The 17,245-nt window shown below is 46.4% G+C and carries 19 protein-coding genes, 1 tRNA gene and 1 riboswitch; of the genes, 9 read left to right on the forward strand and 11 right to left on the reverse strand.

What is annotated here, in order from left to right; genetic code table 11:
• Positions 1-4: 4 nt before the first annotated feature.
• Positions 5-886: an SMP-30/gluconolactonase/LRE family protein gene (locus GVY43_RS04150; RefSeq protein WP_159562364.1), complete on the reverse strand. Its 882-nt coding sequence runs from the start codon at positions 884-886 to the stop codon at positions 5-7.
• Positions 887-1,025: 139 nt separating this feature from the next.
• Here GVY43_RS04150 and GVY43_RS04155 point away from each other — a divergent pair, with 139 nt between their 5' ends.
• Together GVY43_RS04155 and GVY43_RS04160 are read left to right on the forward strand one after the other, a co-directional pair.
• Entirely contained in the window at positions 1,026-1,634 is a 609-nt protein-coding gene (locus GVY43_RS04155) for a bifunctional 2-polyprenyl-6-hydroxyphenol methylase/3-demethylubiquinol 3-O-methyltransferase UbiG (protein WP_306462359.1), read from the forward strand.
• A 925-nt stretch (positions 1,635-2,559) separates the two neighbouring features.
• Positions 2,560-2,874 carry a hypothetical protein gene (locus tag GVY43_RS04160; RefSeq protein ID WP_159562366.1) on the forward strand — a complete coding sequence of 105 codons (315 nt, stop codon included), beginning with the start codon at positions 2,560-2,562 and terminating at the stop codon, positions 2,872-2,874.
• 475 nt (positions 2,875-3,349) lie between these two features.
• Here the strand turns inward: GVY43_RS04160 and rlmN are convergent, their stop codons facing one another.
• Both rlmN and GVY43_RS04170 read right to left on the reverse strand, forming a co-directional pair.
• Positions 3,350-4,411 carry a 23S rRNA (adenine(2503)-C(2))-methyltransferase RlmN gene (rlmN, locus tag GVY43_RS04165; protein WP_159562367.1) on the reverse strand — a complete coding sequence of 354 codons (1,062 nt, stop codon included), beginning with the start codon at positions 4,409-4,411 and terminating at the stop codon, positions 3,350-3,352.
• Between the two features lie 65 nt (positions 4,412-4,476).
• Positions 4,477-5,883 (reverse strand): amidase family protein, encoded by a 1,407-nt coding sequence (locus GVY43_RS04170; RefSeq protein WP_236548923.1) that lies wholly within the window; start codon positions 5,881-5,883, stop codon positions 4,477-4,479.
• Positions 5,884-5,996: 113 nt separating this feature from the next.
• Between GVY43_RS04170 and GVY43_RS15945 the strand changes: the two genes are divergently transcribed.
• The 4 genes from GVY43_RS15945 to GVY43_RS04185 all read left to right on the forward strand — a co-directional run bounded on the left by GVY43_RS15945 (position 5,997) and on the right by GVY43_RS04185 (position 7,898).
• Positions 5,997-6,158, forward strand: a complete 162-nt coding sequence (locus GVY43_RS15945; protein WP_201302245.1) for a hypothetical protein — start codon at positions 5,997-5,999, stop codon at positions 6,156-6,158.
• 44 nt (positions 6,159-6,202) lie between these two features.
• A riboswitch (SAM riboswitch) is annotated at positions 6,203-6,302 on the forward strand.
• A gap of 67 nt (positions 6,303-6,369) precedes the next feature.
• Positions 6,370-6,894, forward strand: coding sequence for a peptide-methionine (S)-S-oxide reductase MsrA (gene msrA / locus GVY43_RS04175; RefSeq protein WP_147538139.1), 525 nt, complete (start codon positions 6,370-6,372; stop codon positions 6,892-6,894).
• Between the two features lie 100 nt (positions 6,895-6,994).
• Positions 6,995-7,519: a DM13 domain-containing protein gene (locus GVY43_RS04180; RefSeq protein WP_159562369.1), complete on the forward strand. Its 525-nt coding sequence runs from the start codon at positions 6,995-6,997 to the stop codon at positions 7,517-7,519.
• 133 nt (positions 7,520-7,652) lie between these two features.
• Positions 7,653-7,898 carry a hypothetical protein gene (locus tag GVY43_RS04185; protein ID WP_159562370.1) on the forward strand — a complete coding sequence of 82 codons (246 nt, stop codon included), beginning with the start codon at positions 7,653-7,655 and terminating at the stop codon, positions 7,896-7,898.
• 48 nt (positions 7,899-7,946) lie between these two features.
• On the opposite strand, the gene GVY43_RS04190 is transcribed toward GVY43_RS04185, so the two are convergent.
• The 4 genes from GVY43_RS04190 to GVY43_RS04205 all read right to left on the reverse strand — a co-directional run bounded on the left by GVY43_RS04190 (position 7,947) and on the right by GVY43_RS04205 (position 11,958).
• A complete protein-coding gene (locus tag GVY43_RS04190) occupies positions 7,947-9,503 on the reverse strand; it encodes an AMP-binding protein (protein ID WP_236548924.1) in 1,557 nt (518 codons plus the stop codon).
• On the reverse strand, positions 9,484-10,344 hold the full coding sequence (locus tag GVY43_RS04195) for an SDR family NAD(P)-dependent oxidoreductase (protein WP_159562371.1): 861 nt from the start codon (positions 10,342-10,344) through the stop codon (positions 9,484-9,486). Before GVY43_RS04195 ends, GVY43_RS04190 begins: the two co-directional genes overlap by 20 nt.
• A gap of 120 nt (positions 10,345-10,464) precedes the next feature.
• Positions 10,465-10,887, reverse strand: a complete 423-nt coding sequence (locus GVY43_RS04200) for an SRPBCC family protein (protein WP_159562372.1) — start codon at positions 10,885-10,887, stop codon at positions 10,465-10,467.
• Positions 10,888-11,094: 207 nt separating this feature from the next.
• Positions 11,095-11,958 (reverse strand): GRP family sugar transporter, encoded by an 864-nt coding sequence (locus GVY43_RS04205; protein ID WP_078146990.1) that lies wholly within the window; start codon positions 11,956-11,958, stop codon positions 11,095-11,097.
• 123 nt (positions 11,959-12,081) lie between these two features.
• Here GVY43_RS04205 and GVY43_RS04210 point away from each other — a divergent pair.
• The 3 genes from GVY43_RS04210 to GVY43_RS04220 all read left to right on the forward strand — a co-directional run bounded on the left by GVY43_RS04210 (position 12,082) and on the right by GVY43_RS04220 (position 13,227).
• Positions 12,082-12,154, forward strand: a tRNA-Ala gene (locus GVY43_RS04210).
• 112 nt (positions 12,155-12,266) lie between these two features.
• A complete protein-coding gene (locus GVY43_RS04215; protein ID WP_012726406.1) occupies positions 12,267-12,599 on the forward strand; it encodes a four-helix bundle copper-binding protein in 333 nt (110 codons plus the stop codon).
• 61 nt (positions 12,600-12,660) lie between these two features.
• Positions 12,661-13,227, forward strand: a complete 567-nt coding sequence (locus GVY43_RS04220) for a 3'-5' exonuclease (protein ID WP_012726407.1) — start codon at positions 12,661-12,663, stop codon at positions 13,225-13,227.
• Between the two features lie 23 nt (positions 13,228-13,250).
• Here GVY43_RS04220 and GVY43_RS04225 read toward each other — a convergent pair whose 3' ends face one another.
• The 4 genes from GVY43_RS04225 to GVY43_RS04240 form a co-directional block, all read right to left on the reverse strand.
• Complete coding sequence (locus GVY43_RS04225; protein ID WP_159562373.1) at positions 13,251-14,312, reverse strand: bifunctional glycosyltransferase family 2/GtrA family protein; 1,062 nt, start codon at positions 14,310-14,312, stop codon at positions 13,251-13,253.
• A gap of 90 nt (positions 14,313-14,402) precedes the next feature.
• A complete protein-coding gene (locus GVY43_RS04230; RefSeq protein ID WP_031423558.1) occupies positions 14,403-15,392 on the reverse strand; it encodes a sodium:calcium antiporter in 990 nt (329 codons plus the stop codon).
• A gap of 187 nt (positions 15,393-15,579) precedes the next feature.
• Complete coding sequence (locus tag GVY43_RS04235) at positions 15,580-16,428, reverse strand: HD domain-containing protein (RefSeq protein WP_159562374.1); 849 nt, start codon at positions 16,426-16,428, stop codon at positions 15,580-15,582.
• Between the two features lie 100 nt (positions 16,429-16,528).
• On the reverse strand, positions 16,529-17,233 hold the full coding sequence (locus GVY43_RS04240; protein WP_159562375.1) for an SDR family NAD(P)-dependent oxidoreductase: 705 nt from the start codon (positions 17,231-17,233) through the stop codon (positions 16,529-16,531).
• Between the last annotated feature and the right edge of the window lie 12 nt (positions 17,234-17,245).

Here is a 17,245-nt window from a genome sequence, read left to right on the forward strand (position 1 = left end):
CTCCTCAACGCCCAAAGCGATAAAGCGGCATCCCTTTCACATCTGTATCCGTGATAAATACTGATCCAGCATCCGGATATTCGGCTAACGCCTCCTCATCCATTCCCTCACGAGCCGTCGTGATGGCCAATCGATTGAGTCCATCCCCGATAAAGGCACATGAGGTGACGTTCGGTGCCGGAACGTGAACTTCTAACAGTTTTTCACCGGTTGATGGATTCCAGCGAGACACTTTACCTCCGGCGTAATGCGCGATCCATAAACACCCTTCCGTATCTGATGTCATACCATCTGGGAAGCCATCCTCGTCTGAGAAATCGATGACGTCCTTTCCATTCGATAACGTGCCCGCCTTCAAATCGAAATCATATTGGCGAATCGTTTCAGTCGGTGTATCGATATGATAAAAAACGGAATGGTCAGGAGACCACGTCAATCCGTTCGAAAGTGTTAGCCCCTCCATGAGTGTCGTTGTCGTGCCATCCCGATCGACACGATACAATGTCGCTTGGTTCTCTTCATCCTCAAGATGTAGCGTTCCGGCAAAGATTCGACCATATGGATCGGCCTTTCCGTCATTGAACCTCAATTGACCGTCCGGATCATCCAACTCGACAATCTTCTTCAAGTCCCGATTGATCTCATCCCATTCATAAATACCGTCCTTCAACCCGAGGACAACGCCATCCGTCACTTTTGGAATGACAAAACCGACTTGTTTCCCCACTTCAAACGACGAAATTTCATCTTCACGTTCGTCATACCACCATAATGTATGTCCTTCGATATCCACCCAATAAAATCGCTTCAGCTCGGCATCCCAACACGGACCTTCACCAAGCGTATTCCGTACACGAATCCACAACGACGCATCTACTTTCTCCATCACTTAGCCTCCACTCTATCCATTAGTTCAGAAATCTATTCCCCTCTCGCATAGGGACTATGCATGAATCCAGAAAATCGTGACGGATTTTGATTGTCGTCCGTTCAGTTTGCTATAGTCAAAGAAAAGCAGAGAGGATGTGAAAGGCTTGTCTAAATGGGATGAACGATTTAGCTCGGAAGATTATGTGTATGGGACAGAGCCAAACGAGTTCTTACGCGAATGGGTCATGTCTCATCAACTTGAAGGAAAGCGAGTGCTGGCTATCGCGGAGGGGGAAGGTCGAAATGCAGTGTGGCTCGCCAAGCTCGGCTTTGAAGTCGAGATGTGGGACGCTTCGAAAGTAGGACTCGAAAAAGCGAAGCGCTTGGCGACTTCACAAAACGTTTCCCTTCAAACGAAACAGATCGACTTGAATGAAGCGGACTGGTCGCAAGATATGTATGACATGGTCATCTGTATCTTTGGCCACTTTCCTCCGCCTGTCAGAGAAAAGGTGTTCGCCGGTATCCAAAAAACGCTTCGCCCTGATGGTTTCTTCCTGACAGAAGTCTACTCTACACATCAACTCGCTTACGGGACAGGCGGACCGAACGACGCCTCCTTACTGTACACCGAAGAAATGTTCCATCAACTCGATGACGATTTCCTCCCTCTCGTCCTAAACGAGACGGTCGTATGGCGAGAAGAAGGCACACTTCATCACGGCGAATCATCTGTGATTCAATATGTCGGGCAAAAGCGGTAAGCGAATGGCCTTTTCGTTTAAACGAGCCCAGTTTTATGGACTGAGTAACTCGAATTCTATACGGCAATCAGATGGCTCCGGTTTTGCTCCGGGGTCATCTCTTTTATATTCCGCTGTTTGTGTTCGTTGCTGAAAACAATTCTGTATAGGAGTGTCACAAAGCAAAGAAGGCTAGTCATTTATCACGTATCCTTCGCAGTCATATAGATGTAAAGTGTTTCCGCATATAGATCTATTACCTTGGGCAAACGACAATGGCGAATATCCGGCGCTCTAATCCGTTCACAATAACTTTTGAAAATTATCTAGTTACAAGAGTTTTTCATTTTATAAATGTATTGGTTCGTTTGTACTTAGTACTTTTAATGTTTTTTTCGACTTTTTAAAAATTTAATAGGAATGAATGCTATCTTTCTTAAACACAAAACAAAGAAAAACACTTATTCTTCATAAATTATTGATTGTTTAATGAAAATGCCATTGAGATAAAGTAGATCATCATTATGGAAAATTGTTGGTGAATATTCATGAGGCTTTTCACAATATTTGGTATTGGTAAAATTACAACTGTAGTGTAAAATTACACTTATCAATAGTACAAGCTGAAAAGAGAAGGGGTATTTCCTTGAAAATTATTAAAACATTTAGTTTTTGGTTTGTGTTAGTCTCTATATTTGTTTGTTATTTGAATTTTACCGACCAGGATGATAAAGGCCTATTATTCTTTTTCTTCGGATTAGATCCAATCCTATATCATATGGTTTACAGTGAAACATTTCGAAGTTTTATATTTGATGAATCAGCTGACGAAATTTTGTGGGGAGGCTATCTTCTTCGAGTGACAATCGGATTGTTTTACGGTCTAACTCTAGATTTTATACTGTATCAGGTAAAAAACAAGAAAAGAAATAAAGGAGGAAAGTGAATGAAGAATCCTTACTTTTTATTGGTTATCAGCCTTTTAACAGCAACAATATTGTGTGTTTTTGGTCAAGGGATCGCCTACTTTTTAAGTGATCACGTTGTTGATACCTATCCGATTTACTATCTTACAGGGTTGACCATCTTAGGATGGATATTATATTTGTTAAGTTTCATCATGTTCTTGATGTTTCGTATAGTTTTTAAGATAAAAGACTCTAACTATATACAGTATCAGGGATTTATCATGATTGGATTTATTTCGGCACCGTTTGCTGTTAGTTGGTCATTCTTTGTCGTTGCCATGTGGTGGGGTTAGGTTTTACTTATGATGAATTATAAAATTAAGTGCAACACTCAAAAGTGAACACAAAAAACCTTGACGCTTTCCTTGTGTCGAATGAAGTTACCACACAAATATTCAGACGTAGGAAATCTCATGAGCCACACCACCTTACCACAATAAAACGTGGAAGTAGAGACCTATCTGGAGCTCGGAATGTCCATCCGGTCCATCTCAAGACGGGGCCGCTACGAGAAGTCGAAGGCCAATTGTGACACAACGACGAAGCTCGACGACAAGACGCGCCGGGCAATCATCTGGAAGCTGCGAGCGACCTGGTCGCCGGAACAAATTGTCTTCTCCACCATCTATCGTTAGATCTATTCGAAACGAATCGACTTGCCACGACCGTGCTCCACCAAAAAGGGAAACGTCAAAAACCCTGAATGAGCACTTTTTATCAAGTGTCTATCATTCAGGGTTCAGTTCAATTTCCCGGAGAGGCCATTGTTCACTTCGCGCCTTCGACGTTCATATGCTTACTGCGGAGTTGTCCACATGCCGCATCGATGTCTGTCCCGTGCTCGAGACGGACACCTGTGTTGACGCCACGTTTTTTCAAGATGTCGTAAAACGCCATGATGTCCTCAGCCGTGCTTCGCTCATATTGGATGTGCTCGTTGACCGGATTGTATGGAATCAAGTTGACGTACGACTTGTCTTTGATGTCTTCAATCAAGTCGGCAAGTTCTTCCGCATGTTCCGGCAAATCGTTCACTTTCGAGAGCAAGATATACTCGAACGTGATCCGTTTGTTCGTCTTCTCGACGTAGTAACGAATCGATGGCATGAGTTTATCAAGCGGGAACGCCCGGTTGATTTTCATGATACGTGTACGTAATTCATCGTTTGGCGCATGTAAAGAGAGCGCCAAGTTGATACGTAGATCAAGGTCTGCGAACTTGTAGATTTTATCCGCGAGTCCGCTCGTCGACACGTTGATCTTACGCGGAGCGATCGCAAGACCACGCTCATCTTTGACGACACGCAAGAAGTCGACCAAGTTGTCGAAGTTATCGAACGGTTCACCGATTCCCATGACGACGATATGGCTGACGCGGTCCCCTTCGCCCTCTTCATCGAGGAAGTGTTGGACGGTCATGATCTGCTCGACGACCTCACCTGCCGTCAAGTCACGCGTCTTCTTCAACAAACCGCTCGCACAGAAGCTACATCCGATGTTACAACCGACCTGAGTCGTCACGCAGACCGAACGTCCGTATTTGTGACGCATGAGTACCGTCTCGATGTAGTGCCCGTCATGTAATTTAAGTAAGAATTTGACCGTCCCGTCGCCAGCTTCTTGTTTGACGAACAGTTCTTGTGTCGAGATGACATATTTTTCTGTTAAGTAGTCGCGCACCTCATCACGTACATTGAGGTCGTCCATCGATTTGACCCGATCGATGTAGAGCGAGTCCCAAACTTGACGTGCGTGGAAGGCACCGTATCCCGCTTCCGTACACTCGTTCGTGAGTTGATCGAACGTCAACCCGTATATAGATGATTTCATTGTAATCTGTCCTTTCTCTAATCCGCATACGTACCATTGTAGCGGACGTAAGAGACGGGTGCAACTTACGAATAATCAGGAGGCGTCGGTCGTGTGATGAATTGTTCGAACGCATAGGCGACTCGAATCAAATCACGTTCCGCGTAGCTCGTCCCCGTGAACGAGAGACCGAATGGGGCACCGCTCTCTTTTCGTTTATAGGGTATTGTAATCGTCGGATGCCCTGCTTTCGCAGCCATGTCATAGTTGATGTCATGTGGCAGGACGAGTGCATCTAGTTTATGCGACGCAAGCAATGTGTCAATCCCTTCCGTTTTTGCGAGTCGGACGTCCTCGATGCGACGATCGAGATAGCTCGCTTCAGTCAGTTTTCCAGATTTAGCGTTCGCTTCTTCAAAGATGGTCTGGCCGTGCGGAATCGATTCGGGATGTTCGGCATTCCACTCGATCAGGTCGGATAGCGTCTGAAACGGCACGGTCGTGTTGGCGAGATACGCCTCGACCCCGAGCTTGAACTCATCGAACAGGATATCCGCCTGTTCGAGCGTCGCATGCTTCGGCAGCGTGACCTCGACGAGTTCGATTTCAGCTTGCCGAAGCAATCGGAGCGCCTGTTCATACAATCCGACTTCTTCTTCTGAAATGTCTGGTTTGACGAACCCGACGCGCATCCCGACCGCTTGACGGTTATCGAGACATGTCACATAAGGCGGTCCGACTGGAGTTTCCCACGTCGCAGGATCAGCCGAATCTTCACCGCACATTGTCTGTAAGGCGATGACCGCATCACGAAGCGTACGCGCCATCGGTCCCGCCGTATCTTGAGAACGTGAAATCGGGATGATTCCGGAGCGACTGATTAATCCGACCGTCGGCTTGATCCCGACGATGCTGTTATGGACACTCGGATGGACGATTGAACCGCTCGTCTCAGATCCGACTGCGAGAAGCGTAAGGTTTGCCGCGACCGCTGAAGCCGACCCTGAGCTTGATCCCCCGACGTCCAACCCGTCGCCGTATGGGTTCATCGTCTGACCACCGACGGCACTCCAGCCGTTCGGCATATTTTCCGTTAAAAAGTTCGCCCACTCGGACAGGTTCGCTTTGCCAAGGATGATAGCCCCGTCAGCCCGCAAGCGTTTGACGAGCTCGGCATCTCGACCGGCGAAATGATGTCGCATAGCGGCAGCACCTGCAGTCGTTCGCATCAGACCGTTCGTCTCGATATTGTCTTTGATTAAGACGGGAATACCAAGTAGCGGTTTGCGTACCCCTTTTCGGTAGGCCCGGTCTGCCGCCTCTGCCTCGAACAGGGCGTCCGGATTGACTTGGATGACGGCATGAAGCCGTTCATTATACGTCGCAATCCGTCCTAAATAATAGGCGGCCACGTCTCTCGCCGTGAATTGTCCCTCTTTATACCCACGATGTGCACCTTCAATCGTCAGTTCATGTAATTGGATTTGTTCCATCATGCATTCCTCCTTTATCTCTCCTCCTTTATTCGCGCTCTATGCCTGATTTCCTTTTCGTATCGCCAAGTCGATGTGTTCTTGTTACACTTAAGAAAAAACAGGAGGTCCCAATGACACGCTCCTATGTCTTTGTGTTGCTTGCCGTATTCGGTCTATTTTTCTTACAGCTATACGGTGAAAATGTGCCATATGGTCCACTCATTTCCATCGGGTTGATCGGGTTCATCATCGTCTTGACGGTTTTTCAGTTGAAACGAAAACCGAATCATTGACGAATGTATTTTGAGGGTGGTATGATGCTCTCACCAACTACATATCGATATCAAGAGTGAACGAGAGATCTGGCTCCGCGACTTCACAGCAACCTGCCTTAGGCAAGGTGCTACGACCAGCAAGGGAAACCTTGGACGATATGACGAAAGCGCTCATGTCATCCGACGTGAGCGCTTTTTTGTTGAATGACGATTTGGAGGGAACGAAAGTATGGAAAAAGCAACATTCGCAGGCGGCTGTTTTTGGTGCATGGTGACACCATTTGAGGAATTACCAGGGATTGAGGGTATCGTGTCCGGTTATATGGGCGGACAGGTCGATAATCCGACATATGAACAAGTGAAAACCGGGACGACAGGACACCTCGAGGTCGTTCAAATCACATATGATCCAGCATTATTCTCGTATGAACGTCTTCTTGAGCTGTATTGGATTCAGACAGACCCGACGGACGATGGTGGTCAATTCCAAGACCGGGGACCTCAGTATGCCCCAGCCATCTTCTATCACACGGAAGAACAACGAGTCGCGGCTGAGGCGAGTCGCGATGTGTTGGCAGCAAGTGGTCGTTTCACGGCTCCGATCGTCACGAAAATCATTCCGGCGACGACGTTCTTCGCTGCAGAAGACTACCATCAGGATTATCATAAAAAGAATCCGAAGCATTATAAGGAAGACCGGGCCATCTCGGGACGCGACGAGTTCATCGAGGAAAACTGGACGGAAACCGTATAACGGTCATCAGACGCGAATGTTAGCATTCGCGTCTTTTATAAGACCAATAATCGGGAAAAGACTATAAATGGTTCATACATCCGAAAAGGAGGACTCATATATGAAAACAAGCACGAAACTCATCATCGGTGTGATTGGCGTAGCCGTAATCGCTGTTGCATGGTGGCTCATCTCCCCACTATTCTTAACCGAGACGGTCGATGAAGGATTGCCGCCGACAGCAGTCGAATCACCAGCTCCAGAGGAAGAGGAATCAGATCAAGAGACGTCCGAGACACCGGAAGCACAACCGAGTCCAACCGAAGTAGCGGGTGTATTCATGGACGGGGAGAAAAATTATGAGACGACCGGTACAATCCGCTCGGTCGAGGCAGAAGACGGGACGTACCTCCGATTTGAAGAGTTCGAGACGACGAACGGTCCTGACTTATTCGTATATTTGACGAAACCAGGGCAAGAGACGACCGAAGGCGTCAGTTTAGGGGCGCTAAAAGGGAACATCGGGAATCAAAACTATTTAATCCCAGAGGATGTGAATCTAGAAGAGTACAATACCGTCGTCATCTGGTGTCGTGCGTTCAGCGCGACGTTCGGGACTGGAGAACTGACTGGTTCAAGTGAATAAACAGACTTGAGGGTTGCTGAATGGATCGGCCACCCTCTTTTCATTTGAAATCGGCTGAAAAGACATCCAACAATAATTGAGAACATGCTATCATATATGTAAATAAGTGTAATTTAATTGAGGAGGTACGATTATGGAGCAAACGTTGTCACAACCGTACAAACACTACTTTTGGAAACGTTTCTTTCTATTCTTCATTCCATTGATGGTGGTCGGCATATTATCCGAACCGATGATCATTCAGAATCCATTCGAAGAGCTCGAAGACTATGGGGCCTTCCTATTCTTCTTCGTATTTTACATCATCGTCCTAGGAGGCTTGGCAGCTTTTATCGTTTCAATCATGTGGCGGATTAGACAATTCAAAGTGAAACATTAATCACTCTATTTATCTGTGGTTAATGCGTTTCGATTCTTTCTTAACTATTCATCTGCACGAGTGATTGATCATCTCAATCCGTTTCCTGTCTAACTTTCCAACCGCTGTATAAGGCAACTCCTTCACAAACACGATTTCTCGAGGAAGCTGATATGTTGTCACTCGTTCGCGCAACCAGCTCACTAGCTCTTCTTCTGTCAATACTTCATCATACACCTGTACATATGCCTTCAAGATGTGACCCGTGTACACATCCTCTACCCCGATGACGGCGACGTCCTCGACATTCGGATGGTCGCGCAAAACCGTCTCGACTTCCCCAGGATAAATATTGTTTCCTGCCGAGATGATCAAGTCGTCTGTTCGTCCACACAAAAAATAATAGCCGTTCTCATCCCGGTATCCGACATCACCCGTTTGAATCCAGCGGTTTTTCTGGTTTTGCATGGACCACTTATTTCGTATGCAAAATTCACCGATGGCGCCTGGCTCGACTTCCATTCCATCTTTCACTACCTTTAAGTCCCCTCCCGGAATCCTTCTCCCGAGCGTGTTCGCATCATACTGTAAATCTTCTGGTGTGGCGATCAGATTCAAGCCCGCTTCCGATGTTCCATATAGATTGTATAAGACGCTCCCTAACTCGTTATGGACTTCACGGACTAAAACGGGATGAAGCTTCGCACCACCGGAAGCAATACAAGCGAGAGAATGAAGTGATGTTGGATCGTGTCGTAACATTTTATGGATCATGAGCGGGACGACCGTGACTACTTCTACCTTGTGTCGCCGAATGAGGTCACAGGCTCTTTGCACTTCAAAATTCTCCTGAATGACAACCTTTTTCCCTAACGCGAGAAAAGATAAAAGAATGGAGATGCCGTAGCCATGGTAAATCGGTGTGGCAATATAAGCAGTATTGAATGATGGCAACTGCAACCGGTTCAATAAAGCCGTGAATGGAGCTAGAAAGTGAAAGAGGGATGGTCTATGAGTCACTTGTTTCGGACTACCGGTAGTACCGCCGGTCAACAGCACGAGTTTCCCGCTCGATGCGGCCGGAAGCTTTCCTTTTTTATGTCGCTTCGAATCCGATAAACTATTGATTGATACCTTTTCCTCATGATAGCTGACAAGTGTCGAACGTTTGTAAGACGAGTTTTCAATTAAGTTTTCAAACTCATCATCGTAAATCAAAAGATCGAATGGCTGTTCTTCTACGAGTCGGTTGAACTGCAGTTGACTCATCGATGAATGAAGCATGTAGATGTCTGCACCGAGTCGTGAAGCCGCAAACATCCCTTGTACGAAAGACGCGTGGTTCTTACAAAGAAACGCCACTTTTTGTCCCTTTTTAACCCCATACTGATCAGCCAAATGATGAGCAAGGTGTTCACAGCGTGACTTTAGCTCTTGATACGTCACTGTTTCTCGGCTATCAACTAAAGCCGTATTTTGACTCCCTGCTCTTTCCGTCAATGTAAAAAGCAGCATCAAGTTGATTCCATTTTGACGGATTGCGACGAATAGACGACCTAGGTTCGATGGTGATAGAAAATGGAGCTGCGACAAGACTTTCAATAACTTAACCATTCCTACTGTCACGCTCCTTTCTCTTAAGTAATGCAGGGACCATCCAGTCTATCGGTCTTCTGAAAACAAGTGACGTTACTTGACCGAGGAACAACCACCACGGCTTATATACTGGTCGTTTTGTATACAGGGCATGTCCAATCAGTTCCGCCACATGTACCGGTGACATGGCAGGTGAATGCTGATAAGCCAGCGTCGGTTTAATCATCGGAGTTTTTACTAGCGGTAGATATAGAGTCGTCGTGGAAATATTTTTGATTGTGAGTTCCGGACCCGCAGAGCGAAACCACGTATCGAACGCGGCTTTTGATGCCTGATAGGCCGCCCAGTGAGGAAAAGGATGAAGTAACACATTGATGGTCGATACATTGACGATCTGCCCGTTCTTCTTTTCGAGCACCGGAATGAGCGATAGCATCAATTGTACCGGGGCAAAATAATTGATCGCCATCGTCCGAGTGAAGTCATGGTATCGATCGAGTGACTCAGTGATGGGACGATTGATGGAGATTCCAGCATTGCTGACGAAAACATCCAATCCTTCCGGTAGTTGATGGAGATACGCCAACAATCCATTCCGTTCCTCTTCAATTCGAAGATCTGCCGAGAACACGGTCACCGTGGCTGATCCCTTCTCGATTTCAGACTTCATAACGTTCATGTCTGCGTCTCTACGGGCGACGAGAATCAGGTGCGCGGTTGTATCCGCTAGTAAATAAGCGAAAGCCTGCCCGATTCCTGAGCTCGCTCCAGTAATCAATATCGTTTTCCGATCCAGCTCTGATTTCATTTTCTGATAATCGAAGGAAGGAAATCGAAACAGAAATCTCTCGAGTAACGTGTAGTCAAACATATAGCCAGCACCTTTTTTTATATTCGTCTCGCACCAAGACAATCATTTAGCCTAACATGACAAACAGCAGCGTCCACTTTAATGAAAAAGGACCTGCTGTTCAAACCTTCCGTTTATCTTTTACACACTCTTCCCATTCGCATATCGAGTGAAATTGTCGAGGATCGCCTGCCAGCCTTGTCGTTGCATTTCAACCGGATTCATCGACTCCGCATCAAACACCTCGACCACTTTCGTCTGATCACCTTCTGAAGCAAATGAAATTCTGACTCTCCGTTCATCTTCCAGACGATACTGAATAAGCTCATTTACTTCAACTTCCTCATATACCCCTTCAAAATCAAAGCCCATGCTTTGATCTTTTGCTTCCATCCGACTACGAAACTTCCCGCCGACCCGTAAGTCGTTCTCCGCCTCAATCGTATGCCAATCGTCAGACGCATGATTCCATTGTTTGATATGTTCAGGTTCTGTCCAGAATTTCCAGACTGTGTCGATTGGTGCATCGACGAGCGTTGATATCGTCACGACATTTGAATCCATGATTCGTTTCCCCTTTATTCTACAATTTTTGATCAATCACGAATGTGCTGCCCGTCCTATATGACGAACGCAATATGAGATTACTTCCCTATCGATCACATCTTCTCCTGCTCTCATTTCAACGATTGAAAGATACTCAAAACAAAAACCTTGAATGGCACTCAAAATCGAGTTCATTCAAGGTTCTTTTCATTTCATAATTGAAACTTAACTCTTGGCAATCCCAAGCATAAATCCAGCGACGACAATCAACCCGATTCCCATGAAAACAAAGACGCGTTCTTTTGTCGTCTTCTCTTCTTTCAAGAGATAGATCCCACCAAGTGTCGCCACGACGACGTTCAATTGGGATAAGGCGAACGAAGTCGCAATCCCCACTTCTCCGCTTGAAACGAAAAGTCCGAAGTTCCCGATTCCCCAGGCGATTCCCGCCAAGATGTTTTTGAATGTGCGTGGATCGAGTTTCTTGACGTCCTTTTCACGAAGACTGAACAGAAGTGCCGCGATGAACATCCCGACGGATTGTGGAAGAATCGCGGTGATCCCTTCTACTTCAAAGTAGTTCGTCAAGACGGCATACGTGACGTAACCAATACTCGAAACGAATAGGACGAGTAAACCCTTTTTCAACGCACCGGCACTGTCCTGATCTTTCTTCTGTTGGTATGAAGTCATAGTCGCTCCGATGATAATCAAGACGAGCGCTGAAAACCCTAACCATAGCTCCGTCGATGTCTGCCAGTCCCCGAGTACGATGACCCCAAAGAGAGACGTCCCAACGAGTTGCATCCCCGTGCTGATTGGCATCGCTTTGGAGACGCTTAAGATTTGGAACGATTGGAACTGCAAATATTGACCGAGCGCCCAGAACGCCCCTGAGATAAATCCGGTCACGATGGCGAGTGTCGTGAACTCCGGTCGGAAGACGAGGGCAATCACTGTTGCCATGATCATCGCCCCGATGGTCGTTCCGATTAACTGCTGAATCGGTTTTCCTCCTACTTTCGACACGATGAGTGGAATACTTCCCCACATGAGTGCCGGTAAGAGTGCCAAAAGAATCATTTCCATGAAGCACACCTGCTTTCTTAATATAACGTCTAACATGAAATTCCCACGTCTCCAATTTTATAAACCTAAATTCAAAAAGGGAATTGCCATGTCGAATACTACGATGATATAATGATTTCGAACGGGGCATTAGCTCAGCTGGGAGAGCGCTACGCTGGCAGCGTAGAGGTCAGGGGTTCGAGCCCCCTATGCTCCATTAATTGGTCACATCTCGAATGAGGTGTGGCTTTTTTATTGGTATGGTGCGATTCAACCTCTTTCTGAACGGGTAATGATAGTTAGACTTTTTCATATAAGGGGGAATTTTGATGGAACGTACATCTGTAGAAGAAACATTGACGAGCGTGATCGAATGCATGCGCGCATGCAACCACTGCTTCTCAAAAAGTTTGCAAGAAGAGGATTTACACATGTTCACCGAATGCATCCGCCTGACTCGAGAATGCTCAGACATTTGTACTTTAGCTTTAAATGCCTTAGAAACAGATTCAGCCTTTTCAAAACCAATCGTTGCTTTATGCGCCCAAGTCTGTGATACGTGTGCGGTTGAATGCGGACGACATCAGCACGACCATTGTCAAGCCTGTGCCAAAGCATGTGAGCGTTGTGCGGAAGCTTGCCGAACACTTGTTGCCGCTTAAGCACGACATTCGTCTAACTTTCTGTTAGACTTTTTTTATTGCTTACGAAAGAAGGTAAACTATGAACCATACCATTCTCGCACTTGACGTGGAGACCGCTAACCGTGATAGTCGCAGCATCTGTTCTGTCGGATGGAGCATCCTTCAAAATGGTGATGTGGTCGAAACCGACCAGCGACTCGTCAATCCGGAGGAAGACTTTGATATGGGTAACATCCGCGTCCATGGCATTCGTCCGAGTGACGTGTGGGATGCACCGGCATTACCGGAAGTACTTTCCTCTCTTTACCCGATTTTACGGGAAGTGGACCTCGTCATCGCACATAACGCTTCATTTGACATGGGTGCCTTGAGAAAGGCGATTGTGAAATATGATCTATTCGATTTCCCTACAATCGAGTACGGTTGCACCGTCAAACTGTCACGTAAACTGTATCCAGGACTCCCGAACCATAAGTTGAACACGATGGCAGAACACTTGAACGTGCCGTTTATTCATCATGATGCTGCGGAAGATGCTCGCGTATGCGCGCTACTTATGCGAGACATGATGCAAAAAACCGGCATCACAAGCCCAAAAGAATTACATCGCTATACGTCCGTGAAAACAGGAACGCTCGCATATTAAACCGGTCATGAAATCATGACCGGCTATTTTTTGAAAATCCATCTCTTCTGGACATAATAACTGACGAAAAAGAGAAAACTATCGACGATTACTTTTAGGATGACCTCGCCTTGTCTGAGCAAGAGAAACAAGAGATAAACAAGGAGTGCTGAAACGGCCATTTGAAGCACGACGAGACTAAAATATTTCGGAAGAGACCGCCGCGCCTTCGAATCGAAGACTACTTTTCGATTAACGAGATAATTGAAGAGAGAGGAAATGATTCGAGCGATGACCGTCGCGATGACGACGTGAGCCGTATCGAAGTATGGGGATAATAAATAAATAAAGAGCGCATACATCCCTACGTCGACAAGGAACGAGGCGACAGAGGATAACGAATACATCAAAAACATCCGATAAATTAAAATCGAGTCGAGAATCGGTCTAAAATGGGATGAATCATTTTCATTCTCATATACGGTCTGGATGGTCGTTTGTTGAATCGGGACCTGCAATCGTTTCGTGAACGTGAGCATATTCATCTCGAACTCATATCTATTTCCAGGAATGTCAATCAGTTGTCGCGCATATCGCATCGGGATGGCTCGAAGTCCCGTCTGCGTGTCTTTTAACTTCAGCCCACTCCCAATCAACATCACGAGCCGTGTCGCCTGATTGCCGAATCGGCTCCGGAACGGAATCGCATCTCCGCTAAAATCTCGACATCCCATGATGAGATGATGTGGTTTATTCAACCCTTCCTCATAGACGTTGACGACATCTTGCGGCAAGTGCTGCCCGTCGGCATCGACCGTGATGACCCCCGTTTTATCCGGATATGTGTCCACCACATACCGTAACCCCGTCTTGATTGCTGCTCCCTTCCCTTGATTCTGTTCGTGCGTTAACACTTGGTCGACAAATGATGCAATCTTATCAAATGTGCCTACCGACGATTCGTCACTACCGTCATTGACCACAATGATGTTCGAAAACCCACTCGCCCTCAACTTCTCCACGAGTGTGACGAGTGCCTCATCAGGGTTATAGGCCGGAATCAAAATCGAATACGCTTGGCGTGTTTCCACTTCATGCATCTGCATCGCCACCCCTCCTTCAATTCCTCTATACCCGAAGCAATGAATTCGCATTCCCAATAAAAAAAACATCAGCCCTAAGGCTGATGCATGTACTCACCCGATAAAGATCAAGTAAGACGAAACGAAATAGACAACGACAACGAGTAACGAAGGAATCACATAACGTACCTTCGACGTGACATTTTGTCTTAGCACACTATACATGACGAGGATCGATAGGATCGTGATCCCGACCGCAGATACGAGGTGTGACGTCGAGACATCTGCGAGAATCGATCCATTCCGATAGAAGACATCTGACATGGCGATAATCAACATGTTGAAGATATTCGAGCCGAGAATCGAACCGAATGCCAAGTTGACATTACGTAGTTTGAGCGCCATGAACACAGCGACCGCTTCCGGGAGTGACGTCGATGCCGCAATCAAGAAGCTACCGACAAAACTAGAACCGAGTCCTGTGACAACGGCAATTTGATCACCTGTGATGGAAAGGGCTGTTCCTGCCGCCATGATTACGATTGCAGCGATGATGAATCCAAAGACCGCACGTTTCAGCGTGATCTCTTCATATTTACCGACGACCACTTCTTCTTCGACTTCATGCTCCGCGACCGGCTCTGTCGGTTGTTTCCCGATATAGTAGATTCCGATACCGTATAGAATCGCAATCAAGAGCGCGTCGACTCCGATTCCGATAAACGTCATGTCGACGCGAACGATCAAAGCAATCAACGTCGTGACGGTCAAGAGTAACCCAAGTCCGGCCGTGTACAGGTGGTCCCGACTCGCATAGTTGAACAATTGCTTCTGTCGGAAGTATAGGTCGAACATCGCTAAGATAAAGATATTGAATAGGTTACTTCCGAGCATGTTTCCGATGGCGATGTCTGGGTTGTCAATCATGACAGCCGATATACTTGTTGTCACTTCCGGGAGCGAAGTCGCTCCTGCCAATAAAACGGTACCGACAAGCATCCCGCCCATTTTCGACTTTTCAGTCATGACGTCTGCGTACGTCGATAATTTGATTGCGGCGTAGACGGTGATGGCCGCAGCCAGTAAGAAATAAACAAATACCATTTTTTCTCCTCCTTGGGTAAACAAAAAAGACCTTTTTATGGACGACAAAAACGCCCATAAAAAGGTCTTGCGGACTTGTAAAAGCTCGATGGACCGAGTGCGCACGCACTGTAATGACGACCCATCGACCACGATTGTGGTCGCTACTCCCCTTTTTATCTTCCCTTTGACTATAGCATGAAGAGAACTAGTTGACAATCGAGCGACGTATGAGTGCGAGAAGTTCTTGTGGCTCGAGAGCCGTCCGATATGCGAGTTCTTGCATCCCCGCGAGCTTCTCGGGTGACAATGGCGTGGTCCAACCCGCTTCGTGAAGTCGCTGTCGGAAGCACACAATCTCTACTTCATCAATCGTATCTCGCCCGACAATCTCCTTTAACTCATATGCCGTTTGACATAGTGGTGCCGATTCTTGCAACCATTCGTCTTCGACAAAATGGGTCAGCATCGATTCAAGGAGCCTTGCCACTTTTCGATCTTTTGAATTTTTCTCGCCGTAAAACAATAGATGGAGTTCTTGTTCATACAAACCGATTAGGTCTGTCGAACTCCGAAACGGTTCAAATGCTGATAGTAATTCATGATAATACCATGATTGGTCTCGCAGCGGTCGTTTAAAACGTTGCCACACCTTCATCCCTTCCATCTCAAGATCATAACGGATGGAACGGAGATTATGTAGCTTATCCGCCACGAGAAGTGCGACTTCATCAAATTGAAGTGATTTCACCTGCTGAAGTGTCAGTCGTTTTCGTTGTTCCCACGACTCGTCACGATTTTTTTCCGAGACCGCGAGAACGAGCCTGTGCACGTCAGATCCGAATTTTGATAAGATTTCTTGTGGGTCCGTCTTCGTGTCCTCAATCAAATCATGGAGTAACCCTGCCGCCACGACCACCGGTGCTTGATGATCGGACTCAAGAAGCATGGCGACCGAGAATGGGTGTGACAAATATGGTATGGATGAACCTTTTCGGAACTGTCCTCCGTGACGAATAGACGAAAAACGTAACGCCTCTTCTACGAGCGGGTTCATGTCGCCATCCTCCTTCTTCCGGATAAAAACTCTCCTATTCATTACCCGGAATTAGGTACATATAACCTAAAAACATCCCGAATTTAGGTATATGGTCACATTATTCTTCATAAATCATTTTTTTCGTCATTCCTCCATCTACGACAAGATTATGCCCGTTCACAAAACTGTTTTGACGATCGATCAAGTATCTCACAGCGCGGACGATATCTTCTGGTTCACCGACACGTCCCGAAGGATGTTGTTCATGATCAATCTCACGTAACGACTCATCAGACGTATGAATCCATCCTGGACTGATCGCATTCACCGTCACAGGGCGGTCGCCTAATGAGATGGCAAGTGAATGGGTCAAGCCGACGATGCCTCCTTTAGATGCACCATATGCATCCCAATGCGGTTCGTTCTGGAAAGCACGTGTCGAGGCCATGTTAACGATTCTTCCATATGACTCATCTTGATTCAGTTCTAAAAAGTATTTCGCACAACTAAATGTCCCGACTAAATTGACATCGATGACTCGTTTGAACGTGTCAATCTCAAGCTCATCAATCGGCTTGACCAGCGAAGCGATTCCTCCATTGTTGATCAATACATGGGCTCGACCAAATTCGTTGTGAATATCGTCAAAGACACGCTTAAGTTCAGACGTGTCTCCAAGGTCTACTTGATAAAAGCGTAACCCTTTAATGTCCGGGTCATCTCCAATATCTAACCCGATTACTTCATACTGATTTACGAAAGCTTGAGCAATCGCATAACCAATTCCTTGACTAGCCCCTGTTACAATAATTACGTCTTTCATCATTCATCCCTC

Origin of the sequence: Exiguobacterium sp. 8H, from assembly GCF_902506255.1 — a bacterium.
Lineage (GTDB): Bacteria > Bacillota > Bacilli > Exiguobacteriales > Exiguobacteriaceae > Exiguobacterium > Exiguobacterium profundum.